At 34.5% G+C, this 17,238-nt stretch carries 12 protein-coding genes; 3 read left to right on the top strand and 9 right to left on the bottom strand.

Annotated elements, in window-relative coordinates:
- Positions 1-170: 170 nt before the first annotated feature.
- The 3 genes from Q0L44_RS05850 to porU all read right to left on the bottom strand — a co-directional run bounded on the left by Q0L44_RS05850 (position 171) and on the right by porU (position 5,289).
- Positions 171-653, bottom strand: coding sequence for a cytidine deaminase (locus tag Q0L44_RS05850; RefSeq protein ID WP_296636538.1), 483 nt, complete (start codon positions 651-653; stop codon positions 171-173).
- Between the two features lie 70 nt (positions 654-723).
- Positions 724-1,851, bottom strand: a complete 1,128-nt coding sequence (gene porV, locus Q0L44_RS05855; protein ID WP_296636541.1) for a type IX secretion system outer membrane channel protein PorV — start codon at positions 1,849-1,851, stop codon at positions 724-726.
- 39 nt (positions 1,852-1,890) lie between these two features.
- A complete protein-coding gene (gene porU / locus Q0L44_RS05860; RefSeq protein ID WP_296636544.1) occupies positions 1,891-5,289 on the bottom strand; it encodes a type IX secretion system sortase PorU in 3,399 nt (1,132 codons plus the stop codon).
- Positions 5,290-5,491: 202 nt separating this feature from the next.
- Between porU and gldJ the strand changes: the two genes are divergently transcribed.
- Positions 5,492-7,174: a gliding motility lipoprotein GldJ gene (gene gldJ / locus Q0L44_RS05865; protein ID WP_296636547.1), complete on the top strand. Its 1,683-nt coding sequence runs from the start codon at positions 5,492-5,494 to the stop codon at positions 7,172-7,174.
- Between the two features lie 67 nt (positions 7,175-7,241).
- Positions 7,242-8,495 (top strand): UDP-N-acetylmuramoyl-tripeptide--D-alanyl-D-alanine ligase, encoded by a 1,254-nt coding sequence (gene murF / locus Q0L44_RS05870; protein WP_296636550.1) that lies wholly within the window; start codon positions 7,242-7,244, stop codon positions 8,493-8,495.
- Between the two features lie 134 nt (positions 8,496-8,629).
- Here the strand turns inward: murF and Q0L44_RS05875 are convergent, their stop codons facing one another.
- The 4 genes from Q0L44_RS05875 to Q0L44_RS05890 form a co-directional block, all read right to left on the bottom strand.
- Entirely contained in the window at positions 8,630-9,490 is an 861-nt protein-coding gene (locus tag Q0L44_RS05875) for an N-acetylglucosamine kinase (protein WP_296636552.1), read from the bottom strand.
- Between the two features lie 143 nt (positions 9,491-9,633).
- On the bottom strand, positions 9,634-10,746 hold the full coding sequence (locus Q0L44_RS05880; protein ID WP_296636554.1) for a GNVR domain-containing protein: 1,113 nt from the start codon (positions 10,744-10,746) through the stop codon (positions 9,634-9,636).
- An 18-nt stretch (positions 10,747-10,764) separates the two neighbouring features.
- Positions 10,765-13,167 carry an SLBB domain-containing protein gene (locus Q0L44_RS05885; RefSeq protein ID WP_296636556.1) on the bottom strand — a complete coding sequence of 801 codons (2,403 nt, stop codon included), beginning with the start codon at positions 13,165-13,167 and terminating at the stop codon, positions 10,765-10,767.
- An 89-nt stretch (positions 13,168-13,256) separates the two neighbouring features.
- A complete protein-coding gene (locus Q0L44_RS05890) occupies positions 13,257-14,258 on the bottom strand; it encodes an MraY family glycosyltransferase (protein WP_296636559.1) in 1,002 nt (333 codons plus the stop codon).
- A gap of 573 nt (positions 14,259-14,831) precedes the next feature.
- On the opposite strand from Q0L44_RS05890, the gene Q0L44_RS05895 reads away from it, so the two are divergent.
- Positions 14,832-15,848 carry a phage integrase SAM-like domain-containing protein gene (locus tag Q0L44_RS05895; protein WP_296636562.1) on the top strand — a complete coding sequence of 339 codons (1,017 nt, stop codon included), beginning with the start codon at positions 14,832-14,834 and terminating at the stop codon, positions 15,846-15,848.
- A 30-nt stretch (positions 15,849-15,878) separates the two neighbouring features.
- Here the strand turns inward: Q0L44_RS05895 and Q0L44_RS05900 are convergent, their stop codons facing one another.
- Together Q0L44_RS05900 and Q0L44_RS05905 are read right to left on the bottom strand one after the other, a co-directional pair.
- Positions 15,879-16,940, bottom strand: a complete 1,062-nt coding sequence (locus Q0L44_RS05900) for a nucleotidyltransferase family protein (protein ID WP_296636565.1) — start codon at positions 16,938-16,940, stop codon at positions 15,879-15,881.
- Positions 16,941-16,966: 26 nt separating this feature from the next.
- The coding region (locus Q0L44_RS05905) for a hypothetical protein (protein WP_296636567.1) at positions 16,967-17,238 on the bottom strand (272 nt) is incomplete at its 5' end.

Raw genomic sequence — 17,238 nt, forward strand, 5'->3', positions numbered from 1 at the left:
ACACTTTATATCTTAATTACAACAACTGCAAAATTAAAGAGAACGAAGCAAAACCCTATTTTCTCTTTATTATAATATAAATAAAGGAGATTTAGAACAACTTTTAAATAAGGGCATTAGATGAATATAAGCAGCTTGCACATTACAATACCCAACACCAAAAATATTTTTTATAAAAATGATTGATCAAAAGAAAAAGGCAATAATGACACTAGAGAATCAGTAATAATAACTTCGCCTACTTCTCCCATAAGCAACATTTTAAAAGGTGCCGCCTGTTTTATTTCGTATTCTAACAAAGATTGCCTACAGGCTCCACAGGGCCCTACTGGCTTTGTAACGGGATTGTTCACAGAACTGGCGGTAACTGCTAATTTTACTACGTTCATGTTTGGATATTCAGAGCCGGCTTTCCAAATAGCCACACGTTCTGCACACATTCCAGAGGGGTATGCTGCATTTTCTTGATTATTTCCTAAAACAATTGCTCCATTGTCTAACAACAAGGCTGCGCCCACATGAAAATTAGAGTAAGGGGCATAGGATTTTCCTCTGGCCTCAATGGCTTTTTTCATTAAAAAAGCATCTTCTTTTTCTAAGGCATCAATACTTTCATAAAGCATTGCTGTTGTTTTTATTTCAATTTTTTTCATCCTGTAAAGGTCAAAAAAGCAGCCTTAAATAAGACCGCTTTGTGATATGTTTTGCGAGGTAAAGCAACAATTAATAGTTGTCAAAAATCTCTCCTAAATCGAAAGACAAACTAAAACGTAGCGAGTTTTCTAGTGGGTTGTTTACATCAGACGCATTTATCAAGTAAGACAAATCTACATTTAAAGCATTGGTTTTAAATCCAGCACCTAAGGTAAAATATTGTCTATTTCCTTTATCTTTACTTTCATGAAAATACCCTGTTCGTAGGGCAAAGGCATTGTTATATAAATACTCAGCTCCTAAAGCATAGGTAACCTCACTTAATTCTTCACTAAAACCACCTGGTGCATCTCCAAAAGAACCAAAAATACCTTGTATCCATCCTTTGTCTTCGTCAGTACCATCAGGTTGTGGTGTAGGCACTAGTAATTTTGTAAACTCAACGTTGGTAGAAATAATGTTATAATCATCTAAAATAAAATCGAAACCACCCCCTAACTTTAAGTTAGTTGGAATAAAATCTTCTTCACTAGGGGTATAAGAAACTTTAGGTCCAATGTTGGCAATATTAAACCCTAATCGATACCTTCCATTAAAATTTCCATAGTTTTCTTCAAACGACTGGTAATATCCAGAAACATCTACTGCAAAAGAATTTACAGGCTGTAACGTATTGGCTGCAGTTCCGTTAAACGCAAGGTTAGAGCGGATGTATTTTAGACCAACTCCCATAGAAAAAGTTTCGCTTAATTTTAAGGCATAGGCCCCAGAAAACACAAATTCATTCGGATTTATTGTTCCGTTTGGATTTCCTTGATTGTCGGTTAAATCTATCTGTCCTAGATTAAAATACCTAAACTCTGCTCCCCAAGCTGCATTTTCACTGAATCTATTGATGTAAGAACCGGCTCCAATAAAAATATCATCGGTTAAGTTACGTAACCAAGGTGAGTAAGTAAGCCCTGCTTTTATTTGTCGGTCTCCAAAAACAGTTTTTGCAGGGTTATGAAATAAAGACCATGCATCTGCAGATGTAGCAACTCCCATATCTCCCATACCTCCCGCTCTTGCATCAGGTACAATTAATAAAAAGGGTGTGGCAGTTGTAATACCTCCTGTTTGTTGTGTGTTGGTTTGTGCACTAAATTTCATGCTTACGAAAGCACAAAGTGCAATACAAATACCTATTTTTTTCATGGTTTATTATTGATGTTGATTTTACAAATATCTAACTTTTTATTGTAGGATAACTAATTTTTGATACTTCTCTGATACTAAATTACTTGTCGTATCATTTACGGTTAACTTATAAACATACACACCTTTTCCTATTTTATTCCCAAAATCGTCCAACCCATTCCAAGTAATATTTCTAGACAGCGTTCCTGTGGTTTGCACGTTTCTATTGATGGTTTTTACCAATTTACCAGACACCGTAAAAATTTGAACTTGCACTTCTAAGGGCGCATTCGGTTTGTTATGATTGAACCAAAATTCAGTATAATTTACAAATGGATTTGGGTAATTCAACACATTTTCTATGTTTAACTCCCCATCACTGACTACCACAAAACTTAACGTTTGTTCAGAAGAGTTATTGTAGGTGTCCCATGCTTTTATTTTTAAGGTATGCGGTCCTGTTGTTAAATCTCTGAATTTATAGGTTACTTTACCTGTCGTAAAATCGTTAAGTTCCGTTTGATAAAAATCATTTAGAAGAATAGGATTGGTGGTATCTCCATCTAAAACTCCTACAATATCATGATCTACTGCTGTTATCGAAGTATTTATTCCGTTTGCATCAGACAATACTGCAATTAAATTCGGAGATGCATTGGTATTGCCCCCATCTATAAATGATTCGTCGTTCATAAATAAACCAATCTCTGGCCCAAGGTTATCTTCGGGAGCGTTTTCATTAATTCCGCCAACAATCACATCAAAATTAGCTCCTGATTTTTCGATATCTCCGTTCTCTGCATAAAAACTCAGCTTACTTTTTCCGTAGGCTATTTTAATGTCTTTTGGCACTACAAAATTAAAGGTAAATGCTCCATTTTCTACCGTTGCTTTTCCTCGAAATAACTTGCTATCTTGCGTATCAAACTGCATGGTAACGCCAAACCCATCATTATCTAAGGTTGTTTTGTCTATTATTTTATCAAAAACAGTGGTCGATAATGTGCCATTGTAATCAGTTAACAATGTATTTGCAGGATCGGTTACCACGCCCTCAAACTTTACCTTAGACAAGGCTTTTAAGGTATCTAAAGCTTGTGTAATAGGTATATCGTTCATTTTAGTTATGCGCACATTGGGCTTGGGTATTGCCAGTTTCATGGCAGGATCTCCAAACGCATAAATAAAGAATTTTTGAGTGCTCGAAAACTCATTTTTAGCTACCATTAACGCTTCTGCAATGGAGTAATCTTCGTTGTTAAAAGAGAGTAAAACTCGAATTAACTGCTCGTTAAAACGCTGCCCTGTAGAAATAAACACCTCTCTCGTGGTTGTAATCATACTTGCTGCACCTCCATTTTGCTTTTTAAACGTAATTTCTCCTGCTGTAATTCGATTCGGGTTGTCAAAACGAGAAAAATCGCAGGTAACTGTGATTAGCAACGGCAGGGTTGTAGGGTTGGTAAACGATTGTATCTGAGGTACGTCTAAAATACGTTCAGTAGCAAAACCATCTTCTCCTCCATGGCCAAAATAATCAAAAAGTAACGTCCCTTTTTCAATGGCATTGGTAATGGCTTTGTTTACCTCTGGATAGCGTTCGCCTCCTGAAGAATTTTCTTGCACAAAGGCATCTACATAAATTTTATTTACGTTAAAAATAGGGGTGTTTTCTTTAATTTCATCTGCAATAGACTCAACACCTTCTTGAATTACTTGCTCTCCTGTTACATCAATATCATCAGCTAATAAAGTTATCGTATTACGCCAATCACCTATCGCTTCTTTATTGTAGTACGATAAAATTTTATCGACCACAATTTTTGCTTCTGAAGCTGTAGCCACAGGAATTCGGCTAGAAACTACATCTATGGTGTGTGTGGTTGCCATGGTCCCTTCTTGCGGCTCTAACATCACAAAAAAATCGTCGGTCACATAAGAACTCGCTAAATTAAAACTAAGTTTCGATAATTTTACAGGTACAATATTCGTATTGTTTGACAATCGGTCTTTGTAATCATAAGAGGCATCTCCAAAAAAACAAACAAATTTTAATTTGGTTTCTGCAGTACTATTGGTTTCGTAAAGGTGCTTTATAAAATCTCTTATACCAGTAATGTCTTTTGCACCCGAGGCAAACTCATTGTAAATTTCGGGTAAGAGTACTATTTTAGTCGTCAAATTACTGTTTTCTTGATGGTAATCGGCCAAACGTTGAGCTTCTGGCGCCAAATCAGACGTGGTAATAATCAAGTAATTAATATCTTGCAATGCATGTAAATTCTGATTGGCCACCTTTGAATTATCGACAAGTGTAGGTAGGTAAAAGTCAGATGCACCCAATACTACATATTCTCCAAAAACGCCAGGTGCTGCAGTAAACACAAAGTCGTTTCCTGTTGCCTCATTGCTAATTTGCTTTGGAGCTATCGGATTGGAAACATCCCACACGCCAAAAGCATTGGCTCCATTCTGTATTTCGTAGATTACTGGAGCTACAGCATTGACTTGAGCAAAACTTCGAAAAGAAAATTGATCCGCTGTAAAAGACAAGTTTTTTTTACCAAGAATGGCAATATAATCTAAAAAAGCATTTGCAGACGGATTCCCATTATTGTCATAGGTAATATTTACAGTAATGTTGTCATCACTGTTTTGTAGGGTTGCACTGCGTTCTAAAGCAAAGGCTTTGGTTAAGGAAGACGGATTTGTAGCAGGGTAATTAATGGTAAAAGCACTTTGTCCATTCACAGAGACCTCCATTGCCGAAGAAACCACAGAATTAGAAACACCTCTTACCCTAACTGTTAGTGATTCGTTTGCAACTGCATTCGGAAAAGGAATGGAAAAAACTTGGGTGTTTTCAATATTAAAATCCGCATTAAAAAACCATTGTGTACCTACAGCCAATAAATTTTTCTCGTCTTTTTCATGCACCACAAAATCATCGAATGTAGTTATGGTGGTGTTAGTAGGTTCAGTAATTGGGGTGTTTAACAGTATTCTTTTACCATCTGCATCGTTTATGGTAATAAAATAATAAGCTACATCTGTGTAAATATTGTGTCGATGTTGTGCTGTTTTGTTAGGCACATCTTCTTGCCAGTCATGTGGTCCCTTGGCATAAAATAAAATGTAATCGTCTGCATTAAAAACACCATCTGCTTCACCAGAAATATAAATGGCATTTTCCTGCAAATCATCGTACCTAAGATCGCTATTTTGTTCAGGTAAAAGCTGCCCACCATTTCCGTAAATGTGTATTTTTTTTGGATTTATTCCATTTGTACCAATCCCCATTTGTTGTAAAAAGGAACGGTCTATTTTAAAAACACCAGTCGTATCTACAGAAAACCGATACCAATCTCCTTCAGCAAGAACAGAATTAGAAACCTGAGCATGAATGTTTTGCAATAAAAAAAAGCAAAGTAAAAAAAGCAGTTTATTGTATCTCATTTATTTGTTTAAAAATAACGAAATCTTAGGCTCATTATTTTAAGTGTAACAAAGATAATTTATACTAAAGTAAAAATGCAATCGTTTGTAAAACATATACATACAAAACATGCGTTAAAAAAGTATATTTGCTTTTATAAAAGTATATTTTTATTGTAATTTGCACCTTTATAAGAAACCACTATCAATTTTTAATTAGATAATGAAAAACATATTTAAAATAACATTCTTCGTTTTGGCCAGTTTGCTATTTGTAAACTGTAAAAGTTCTTCATCAAACAAGTCAAGACTTACAGGGTTGTCATTTAACGATCCTAAAAATGGAAATTATATTAGAGCTAATTCATTGGCAGGCCAAGAAACTCCTTTAGGAATGGTTCTTGTAGAAGGGGGTTCATTTATAATGGGACAAGTACAAGATGATGTAATGTTCGATTGGAATACAACACCGAATAAAATTCATGTTCGTTCTTTTTATATGGATGAGGCAGAGGTAACCAACTCTGAATATTTTTTATATGTTCAATATATGAAAGATGTTTTTCCGCCTTCTGAAGAAAAATACAAAAATATTTACAGCTCAGTATTACCAGACACTTTAGTTTGGCGTAAAAGTTTAGGAAATACAGATATTCTTTCGGAAAACTACTTGCGTCATCCTGCATATGCAGACTACCCTGTAGTTGGTGTTAGTTGGTTGCAAGCTAATGAGTACTGTAAATGGAGAACCAATATCGTTAATTTAAAAACCTTGATAGACAAGGGGAACCTGAAAAACATTTTTGATCTAGATACCGTTAGTAACTTTTTTGATACAGATGTTTTTTTAGCAAACGACAGCAAATTATTTGATGGAGATACTACTGTGTATAAAAGAGGAGTTGGAAGAACTATCCGTAAACGTGGACAGGCAAGACCAAGCAGAGACGCTTTTCAAGGAAGAAAAATTTCGAAAGCAGATGGTATTTTAACACAACGTTTTCGTTTACCAACTGAAGCTGAATGGGAGTTTGCTGCAAAAGCGAATGTAGAAAACAGAGAGTACAATAACATTAGAGGCCGTAAAAAATACGCTTGGAACGGAAAATATACCCGTGATAAGAGCAAAAGAAACAAAGGAGACCAGTTGGCCAATTTTAAACAAGGTAAGGGTGATTATAGTGGCCCTTCTGGATGGAGTTCTGATGGATCTGATATTCCTAACCAAATAAAATCATACCCTCCAAACGGTTTCGGATTGTACGACATGTCTGGTAACGTGGCAGAGTGGGTTGCAGATGTGTACAGACCAATTATAGACAACGAAGCAAACGATTTCAACTATTTTAGAGGAAATTTATTCACCAAAAAACAAATTGATGAAGAAGGGAATTTAGTTTTTGCGGGTGAACAAGAGGGTGCTCAAATAGCACATGACACCTTACCAAACGGAAAAATTGTTCCTAAATACTTACCAGGAACTATTAAATACATCCCAATTACAAAGAATGATGCTGCCATGCGAAGAAATTTCTCAAAAGCAGACAACGCTAATATTGGTGATGGTGATGCCAATTCTACTCGTTTTTACAAATATGATGAAGATGTTATTGCTTCCAAAGCAAGCATGTACAACTCGCCTAAAGCATCTACCAGAGTTATAGATACTAAAACAGGAAAAATTCTTTTGGTAAACGATGCTAAAAAAAGGTCTACTTTAATTAATGATAAATCTCGAGTATATAAAGGAGGGTCTTGGTCAGACAGAGAGTATTGGCTAGATCCTGCACAAAGAAGATATTTCCCGGAGTATATGGCAAGCAACTATATCGGATTTAGATGTGTGGTAGACAAACTAGGGTCACTTTCATCAGGAAAAAGAAACACTAGAAATCCTAGTAGGTAAAACTAACAATATCATAAAGTACAACCTCATTGTTTTTTAATAATGAGGTTTTTTTTATCTTTAAAAAATGAATATATCCCAACTTTATCGCTATTATTCCGAACATTTCTTAGCAGATACAGACACTAGAAGTATTCGAAAAAACACAATGTTCTTTGCCTTAAAAGGCCCCAATTTTAATGGGAATACATTTGCTGAAAAAGCATTGGCTCTTGGTGCAAGCTATGCTGTAGTAGATGAAAAAGAATACCAAACACATCCCAATATCTTATTAGTATCCGATGTTTTAACTACCCTCCAAGATTTGGCTAAATACCATAGGCAAAAGCTAAACACAACTATTATTGGATTAACAGGTAGCAACGGAAAAACCACTACCAAAGAGTTGATCCATGCTGTGCTTTCAAAAAAATACAACACAGTAGCCACCAAAGGGAATTTAAACAACCATATAGGGGTTCCGCTTACATTATTAGCCATGCACCCAGATACTGAAATGGGGATTGTAGAAATGGGGGCCAATCATCAAAAAGAGATCGAATTTTTATCAAACATCTGTGTACCCGATTATGGCTATATTACCAATTTTGGTAAAGCACATCTAGAAGGTTTTGGAGGGTTAGAAGGAGTCATTGCAGGAAAAAGTGAGCTATATACCTTTTTAGAAACACACAACAGCACAGCATTTATAAACCCAGAAGATCCTTTACAGGTGTCAAAAACCAAGGAGTTTCTTACCATTCCATTTGCAAATGACATTCAACTTATAGCTGCAGCACCTTTTGTAGCAGTAGCCTTTAAAAACCAAACTATACAAAGCAATTTAGTCGGCAGCTACAATTACGCAAACATTGCTATTGCCATTACTGTCGGAAATTATTTTAAAGTACCCCAAAAAGACATACAATTAGCTATCGAAAATTACGAAGCTACTAACAATCGATCGCAATATATTCAACAGGAAACCAATACCATTATTTTAGATGCCTACAATGCCAATCCATCCAGTATGCAAGTGGCCTTAGAAAATTTTAAAACAGTGAATGCTGACCAAAAAGTAGTAATTCTAGGAGACATGTTCGAGCTAGGTTCAGAGAGTCGCAAAGAACACCAAAACATTGTTCAGCTTGCGCTAGATATGGAATTCAAACATTGTTATTTTATAGGTAAACATTTTTCTGAAACCCAAGAAAATGCACATTTGTTTGAAACGTTTGAGGAGTTTGCAGCATATGTACAAGGGCACCCTATACGTAATAGTACTGTATTAATAAAAGGCTCTAGAGGCATGCGCCTAGAGCGCGTTATGGAGTTGCTGTAGTCACAGTGCGTTGTACTACTGTGGGTTTGTTGTTGTATTAAAATAACACTTCTTAATGACAGTGCGTACCTCAGTGTCATTTCGACTATAGCGTGAACGGAATGGAAACTTCTCGACTACACTCGAAGTGACATTTAGTTCCTAAATGTCACTTCCTTTTTGTGGTATGCTAATAAATTATCAATAGGTCTTTGAATAACATCGGTAATGACATGCCCATTTTTAACGGCTACTTTCTCTAAAATATCCCTAAAGTAAAACGCAATAGACCCTATAAAGTACAATGGCGTCTGTGCGTCTTTTTCGTAAGGTAAAATACGGTATTTAAAAAACTCTTGAAATCCGCGCTTTATAATTTTCTTTATGTATTTTTCTTCCTTAAATTCAAACATAAATTTTGCAAAAGAAGCCAAATACATGTTCGGATTCGGCATTCTGTATAAGTTTTCTTTAATGACATCTGCATCCAAGTTAAACTCCTCCCGAAAACGAGCCGCCATCACTTTGGGCATTTTATCATAAAAATACTCACGCAGCAATAGCTTTCCAAAGTAATTCCCACTGGCTTCATCCATTAAAATATAACCTAAAGAAGGGGTTTTCATTTGAAGCTGTGCTCCGTCAAAATAACAACTGTTAGAGCCTGTACCTAGTATACAAACAAGCGCAGGTGTTTTTCCTGTTGCTGCATATACAGCAGCCAACATGTCTTCAGCAATGTGTATGGTTGCATTTACAAAAATAGACTTTAATACCTCTTGCAAAATCTTAGCGGGTTGTGCAGTACCACAGCCTGCTCCATAAAAATGAATCTCGGTTACTTCTTCTTTAATATTGATGAGCTGAAACATGTTTACAATTCTGTTGTTCAGCTCCTCTCTAGCCACTACAGCAGGATTTAACCCCAAGGTACGAACTCTAAATACCTCTTCTTTTTGGGTGTCTAGAGCAATCCAGTCTGCTTTGGTAGAACCACCATCTGCAATTAATATCATAATTTGACTATTTTTTATCAAATATATTGCAAGTTCTTTTGCGAAACAATAGCAAAGAAAACTTCAATCGTTTTCGTACTTAAAAACAAAAAAGGTTTTTACAAGAAATTGTAAAAACCTTTTTTAATAAGAATGGTTCGTAATTATGCGTTGTCCCAATCCTTTTTAAAATCTTTTAAAAAATCTTTAGCTAAAATGTACCCTAGACTTCCAATAAATCCTAAAAAGGTATAGATAACTAAAATTAATGCTTTTTTAGGTCCTGCTTTTTCTTTCGGAATAGATACTGGTTTTAATATGGTAAAAATCGGAGTATCTTTCTTTACCTGTAAACGTTGTGTTTCCAATTGCTTTGCCAATTCTGTATAAACGTTAAAAGCAATATCGTATTCTGCTTGTAATTGCATGAGTTGCGATTGTGCCAAAGCTGTATTCATTCCTCTATTGCTGTCTTGAAAAGCAGCATAGGCAGTTTTCTTGGCATTGAATTCTCTCTCTTTCTCAGCAAAAAGCTCTTCAATGTATTGGAGTTGCTCAATAGACTTTTGGGTTTTAAATTGTAGGGCATAGCGTTGCAATAAATTTTGTGCTTTTAACGCTAATTGTGCACTTGCCTCTGCTTCAGGTAAGGTTGCTGTTAACGAAATAAAACCTTCTTTAGCATTTACGTTTAACTGAATTTGCTCGTCCAATTGTTTTATTAAAGCAGCTTCCTCTTTCGTTAAACGTAAGATGGTATTTTTAGAGGGTGCTTTTACTTCAGCAACCTCATCACTTTTTAAAGCGCCAATAATTACCCCTGGTAAACCTAGCGTGTATTTTTTTAGATTGGCTAAAAATCCGGGGGAATAATGGTTTTCGTAATAGGCTTGGTACGTAAGGGTACTGTCTATGCCTTCTATGGTTAACGGAGTATTGAGTAGCTCTAACTTAAACGGAATGCTACTCACAATTTCTGGGTACAATTCTGGCGAAATCTCTCCTCCAGAACTTCCTCCACCTCCTAAATTAATTCCTGCTAAAGAGGCCAAACTTCCTAGATTTCCTCCTACAGAACTAGACTCAGTAACTGGGACAATAGTGGTAGAGGTCGAAAAATAATTTTTAGACAATAGTGCTATAAATAGCCCCAAGCCAAAAAATAAGGCTGTGGTTCTCATCACCAACTTACGTTGCAGCCAAAACTTTTTTAATAGGGCTACAATATCAATACTATCTTCTTCGTGTACTGTGTGCGATTGTTTTACATCACTCATAACTTCAATAGGGTTTACTTATTTGGCGGCGGTTAATGATTGAATGATTAAAGCTAATGTAGCAATAGAAGAGGTAATACCCAATACTTCTTGAGTAGACATTCTTTCTTTTTTCTCATGTTCTGGAATAATAATTTCTGCGCCTTGAGTTACTTCCGGATAGAACTTAAAAAATAAAAACTTTTTTAATGTTTTTATCTCCCCATTGCTATAGCGAACGTATAACTTAGATTTTTTTGCAGTATTTGTAAAACCCCCAGAGTTACGAATATAGTACTTTAAGCTTTGGTTTTTGTTGTATTGCACCAAAGAAGGTACCAAAACTTCTCCTGTAATTTTCACTGTTTCTTCTAGTTCTGGAATAATAAGTTCATCACCCGATTTCAGGTATATATCGATAGGTGTACCAGGATTTTTTAAAATGGCTACCAAATCGATACCAATAGAGGATACCTCTTTGTCTTGAGCTACTTCCACTTCAAGATCCCCTAAATTAAAGTCAATTTCTTCATTAGACGATGCATTGTTTTTTCGAAGTAAAGTTGCACCTTGTAAATACGCAAATTCAGTAATATCACCTGCTCTTTGAATCAGATCTGAAATACGTTCATTTTTTTTCTCCAAAGTGTATGCACCAGGATACAACACTTGTCCGGTAACTGAAACTGTTTGTTGTGTGGTATACCCTACTGCATTTCGAACGGTAATTAAATCAAACGGTTCAAAGTAAAAAGGTTTCCCGTTGTTTAAGGCTAAGTTTTCTTTAGACGAAATGGTAAATACTTTACTCAATGTTTTATAACTTCCGTCTTTTAATCGTCTGGACACACTTACTTGCGTTGCATCTGCACTTTCTTTTAATCCGTCAGACAAGGCAATAACATCCTCAATTTGCATTTTTTCTACAAACGGAATGCTTCCAGGAGTATTTACAGCGCCATTAATTTGCACCACACGTGCTTCTCTAAGGTTGTTTTTATTAAACACTGTGATTTCGTCTTTGTTTTGCAAAGGAATAGCAGTCGTACCTGCTAGTACCTCTGCTACTGAAAACGGAATGTTCTCTTGGGTAGCGTCTTCATAGGTTCTTACCAAAAGACCACGTTCTACAAATGCTTCTGGTGTTATGCCTTTCGTTTTAGCAAATAGATCTTGCAAGGTCATGTTAGGCGTTAACTCAAAATTACCAGGGCGCAATACCTCTCCAGAAATGGTTACTTTGTTGGTATAGGTATCTAACACCTCTTGCACTAGAATTTTATCTCCAGGTTGTAAAACAAAAGTACTGGCTTTGTTGCGCGTAATTTCTTTTACTTCTCTTTCTAACCCGTTAAGGCGCTCTACAACTAACAAATCGGTATAAGCTTTTGGCGTAAAGCCGCCAAAATACCCAATTAAATCGGCTAGGGTTTCTGCATTTTTCACCTCATAGATTCCAGGTCTTTTTACAGCCCCTTCTACAGTAATTAAGTTTTTGTAAGGTCCAACTAATAAAACATCTTGATCTTGTAGAGTGCTGTTTCCATTTTGGGTACCGTGTACCAAATATTCATAAATATCTAAGGTACTTATCGTTGTATTACCACGCACCAATTTCACTTCTCTAAAAGTACCGAGTTTGGTAGGTCCTCCAGCCACATATAAGGCATTTAGCACGGTAGATAATGAATTTAACGCATAGGTTCCTGGTGCTTTTACTTCACCAATAATATTTACCTGTACTGTTCGTATTTTAGAGACGGTTACATTGGTATAAATTTTAGTGTAGCTGTCTTTGGCTGCTGAAATTCCAGCATGCTTTTGCTTCAGCTTGCTTACAATTTTACGATCAGCATTGGCCAAAGAAAATCCGTTTACATAAATATATCCTACTCCATTAATCATTATATACCCTCTTTGATTTACGCTAGCTTTGTAGGTAATTTCTGTAGCACCCCACAAATCGATCATTAGCTCATCTCCAGGACCAATTTGATAGGTAGCAGGCACTGCCATGTTGGTACTAGGAGCAAAGGCTATTTTAGCGTTCTCAAAAAAGGAATACCCAAATACTTGTGTCCCTGTGCTTTTATTTTGTACTTCTTGTCCGTTTTTTAATCCATAAGGTTCGGATACTTTTTCAGCTACCGTTTTTACAGCATCAATTTGTTCTTCCTTTTGGGTAATCATTTTTAAACTGTTTACACGTCGTTTAAACTCCGCCACTTTAGAAGAAGATATGCCTTGCACTTGCGCCATTTTTTCTACTTGGGGCATAGTATACCCGTTTTTTTGAATGGTTTCCCAGTAATTGGAAATTTCATCATCCGACAAACTATTGATGTCTATATTTTTTAAGGTAGATAAGTCTTGCGTAAAGGCAATAGTGGTAATGCAAGCAAACAACCACGCAAAAAGAAAATTTCTTTTACTTCGATTCATTGATTCTATTTTTTGGTAAAAATAAATATTTATTAATAGGAGTGCTAATTTTTAATACAGAAACTATAGCAGACACGGTAAGAGCTGTTTTAAAAGAAGAAAATACGAATTAACTTTAACTTCTTATTAAATTTCAGTTGTTTTTTGGTACTTAAATTGGGTGTAGGATGGCTTATTTTAAACAAAAATCGACGTAGTTTTACCTTCTTTCGTTTTGAACCTAAGCCTTTGTTTACTATAAATAACGATAATGTTAACACCAAATAACTTGCCAAGAGCACAATGCTGGCTGTACCCAAATCATATTGCAAAAGCGCTGCATAGACTACCCCAATAAGTATGATATTGATACCCCCTGCCAAAAACGACGCTTTCGCGTGCGATAAGCCTGAATCTATCAATACATGGTGCAGGTGATTACGGTCTGGACTAAAAAAAGGTTTCTTGTGGATTTTTCGGATGCATACCACGCGCACGATATCAAAAGCAGGAATGCTTAAAATAGCCAATGCCAATAATGGAGTTTCAGAACGTCCAATTCCAAGAGCATCAAGAGTACTAAACCCTACTGAAAGCAATCGCATGGCTAAAATACCAAATAACAATCCTAAGATGAGAGAACCGGTATCTCCCATAAATAACTTGCGTTTAATAGATAAATTGAATCGTAAAAAGGCCAATAACATTCCTACAATTACAACACAAAGTCCTACATAAAAATACAATCCTATGATAAAAAAGGACAGTCCAAAAGCACTAGCTACCACAATACCTATTATAGAAGCCAAACCATCGATACCGTCAATTAGATTATAGGCATTAATAAGAGAAACATACAAAAAAGTGCTAAATAAAACGGAAAACAAAGTTGGTAGGGCTTTAATGCCTAGAAAACCATGTAAATCCGTTATCCTAAATTCTGGGTGTACTAATAAAGCACATATAGCAATCCATTGCCCTAGTAGTTTTGCTTTGGGAGAAATATCTTTCAAATCATCTTTTAGACCTGTAAAAAAGATTACAGAAATAGCAAATAGAAGTGTTCCTATGAGCCATCCGTTTTCTTGACTAAATGATATGATAAAAAACACAAGTAATGCAATGTAAAAAGAAACACCACCAAAACTGGGTGTAATGGAAGTATGGGAACTTCTATTTTCTGGAATGGCAACAAAACCTCGTTTTAAACTAAGGGCTCGTACCTTTGGTAATAATTGACTAACGAGTAGGAAGGTTCCTAAAAGTAGCAATAATAAAATTACTTTTTCCGGTATTAACATAATAATTTTTCTTTCTTAAGCAGTACAAAGGTATAAAATTATTGTTTACCAAGATTGAAATGCATTAAAAATAATTTATTACAAATGGATAAAAGCGTGTGTATTTGGAGAAATGGTGACACTTTTAAATTGAAGTTCAGGCTTAAAATTTATGTTGTTTAGAGATAAAATGTGAAAAAGCAATAGATTTATGACTACACTCCGTAGTCTTTTCAAAAATAAACACGATTTAACTACTTATATACCTGTATTTTAACTTTTTTATTTTAAAAATATAACGTATCTTGAAGTAGATAATAATGTTAAATATTTTAGATAAATTCGTTTTTAATAAAATATTATAATGTTATATCTATGTTAAAATAAACAAATAACATACGTTATATGCACGTTAAATATTACAAAAAAACTATAAAAAAGACACATCAAACACCCTTAAAAATAGAAAAATCCATTTTATTTTTAGATTATTTAAATCATTTTATTTCCAATGCTGCTACAAAAAGAGTTCGAGGATACGGAACGGTTGGGCTGTCTTATAATACAATTCGGACTTATAAGTCGTTATTTAGAATTGTGAAGGCTTATGAAGTGGATAAATCAGAGCAATTATACTTGGATTCGATTGACAAATACACCGCTGAATCTTTCACCCGTTTTCTAAAAATAGAACAGCAGTATAGTGATAATTACTGCGGACAACTCTTAAAGTTACTAAAAATTATTCTGCGTGATGCAGAGAAAAGTGGCTTAGAAGTGCACCCCTATTCAAATTATATTGAATCTTTTAAACAGAAAAGTTCTGATCGAATTTTACATGTTTTAAATCCAGATGAAATAAAAGCATTAAAGGGATTGCAACACATTCCAGAAGAATATAAAGATACTTATAAATGGTTATTGATTGGACTCTCTATTGGACAAAGAGTATCAGATTTGCTAAAATTGACTCCAAGAAACCTAAGAAAGGCAACGAGTGGTCTATATATAGATATTGTTCAGCAAAAAACAAAAAAAGCGGTGACTATTGGTGTTGCAGATCCTTTGGTTATAGAAATTTTAGAAAAAGAATTTCCAAAAAAAGTATCACAAGTGAGCTTTAACAAAGAGATTAAAGTACTATGTAAAATGGCAAGGATTAACGAATTCGTAAGTGGATTTAAAAACAACCCGAAGACTAGAAGAAAGGAAATTGTGTCTGCCCAAAAATATGAATTTGTAACTTCACATATTATGAGACGCTCTTTTGCATCTAACTATTATGGGAAAATTGAGACGCCGCTACTAATGAATATCACCGGACACTCTAAAGAAAGTACTTTTCTGACTTATATTGGCACGCATCAAAACAAAGATGCATTGGCTGATTTATTTATGCAGCAGGCGGGAGTTATTTGGTGAAAAAATAATATTATCTCCTATAAGAAAAATTTAATTTGAAATTTTTCTTATAATTGTGTTTAATAACCACTTTCTAATTTCGCTATTAAAAATTGATTTACATACTATACCTAACCTTCTAATTAAATTAATCTTAAACAATTTAAAATTGATTTTTAAATTTGATTCTTTTTTATTAAGAGAGTTATTGAATGCTTTTAGGTAGTTTTCTGATTCTTTTGTTTTGAAATAACCTAAAGATTCTAAATCTCCAAAAACAAGATTACAATTTGCTATAAAACAATTTAACGGAATCTTTAACTTAGTAAAGTTTGAAACAACCTTTTTTGTATCAACTTTTTTTGACATGAGAAAAACATCGTAAGCATTTCTTAAAGAAAAAGTTTTAAGCTCAAATCCATAATCATTTATTTGACTAGATATAATTGAGAGTAATAATTGATTTTCAAAACTTAAAACTGAAAAACTATCTATTTGCTGAACATTCTCACTAATCATCTTACAATTAAATTCATCTCTAAATTTTTCTATAGTAACTTCTTTATGAATCTCTACACTACTTATATTGTTATATTTCACTAATTTTGGATAATGTCTAAAACCGGGTAAAAAACCTGATTGATTTTCTTGTATAGCATAACCATCATTTTTTAAAATATTAATTGTTTTAAAGAAATTTTCTTCTGAAAACAAAAAATCTATATCACCAACCATGCGTTCACCAATATCTTCATACAAACCCTCTAAAAGATTACCCGTTCCTTTTAAAAAAATAGGTTTAACTCCATTATCTAATAATAGATTATTTAATTTCTTTGCTTGCCCAATGATTTGATTATTCCTATCTCTATTTAAATTGGTTATGTATTTCATATAATCAACCAAATCAGCAGGAAGGTATTTTAAAAAATCAGCTCTTTTAAAATTACAATACAATGCAGGAAATACATAATGACTAGTACTTACTTTAACCACTCTATCCCAATCTACGTTCGTTGCTTTCAGAATCAACTCAATTTCATCCTTGTTTTTTTCTTCAAATGAGATGGTCAGGCATTTAGCAACAAAATAAAGAGATTCTTTATAATTCAATTGATTATTATTTGGGAAGAAAAAGATTACTTAGTTGGGTCTGGATCTCGAAGCATTATGGGTTGATCATCAATCTCTTTCAATTTGTTTAAAGTAAACTTATCTCGAACAGATTTTGTTTTTGGAAAGATATAATTAGAAAGCGTAACAAAAAGTTTAACTCTTTCTGTTTTGGTAAGTTTTTCTTGGTTTACTAATAAGTCATCCAATACTTTTTCATAAAGTAGTTCCATCTTTTCTTTAATAGAAGGTTCTTCTTTTTTTGCTGGACCTCGTTTGGATTTTTCACCTGCTTTTT

Source organism: Polaribacter sp. (assembly GCF_024639685.1).
In the GTDB taxonomy this organism is placed as follows: Bacteria; Bacteroidota; Bacteroidia; order Flavobacteriales; family Flavobacteriaceae; genus Polaribacter.

Coding starts and splice junctions, on each gene's coding strand:
- Q0L44_RS05850 (WP_296636538.1), bottom strand. CDS start 653: ATGAAAAAAATTGAAATAAAAACAACAGCAATGCTTTATGAAAGTATT.
- porV (WP_296636541.1), bottom strand. CDS start 1,851: ATGAAAAAAATAGGTATTTGTATTGCACTTTGTGCTTTCGTAAGCATG.
- porU (WP_296636544.1), bottom strand. CDS start 5,289: ATGAGATACAATAAACTGCTTTTTTTACTTTGCTTTTTTTTATTGCAA.
- gldJ (WP_296636547.1), top strand. CDS start 5,492: ATGAAAAACATATTTAAAATAACATTCTTCGTTTTGGCCAGTTTGCTA.
- murF (WP_296636550.1), top strand. CDS start 7,242: ATGAATATATCCCAACTTTATCGCTATTATTCCGAACATTTCTTAGCA.
- Q0L44_RS05875 (WP_296636552.1), bottom strand. CDS start 9,490: ATGATATTAATTGCAGATGGTGGTTCTACCAAAGCAGACTGGATTGCT.
- Q0L44_RS05880 (WP_296636554.1), bottom strand. CDS start 10,746: ATGAGTGATGTAAAACAATCGCACACAGTACACGAAGAAGATAGTATT.
- Q0L44_RS05885 (WP_296636556.1), bottom strand. CDS start 13,167: ATGAATCGAAGTAAAAGAAATTTTCTTTTTGCGTGGTTGTTTGCTTGC.
- Q0L44_RS05895 (WP_296636562.1), top strand. CDS start 14,832: ATGCACGTTAAATATTACAAAAAAACTATAAAAAAGACACATCAAACA.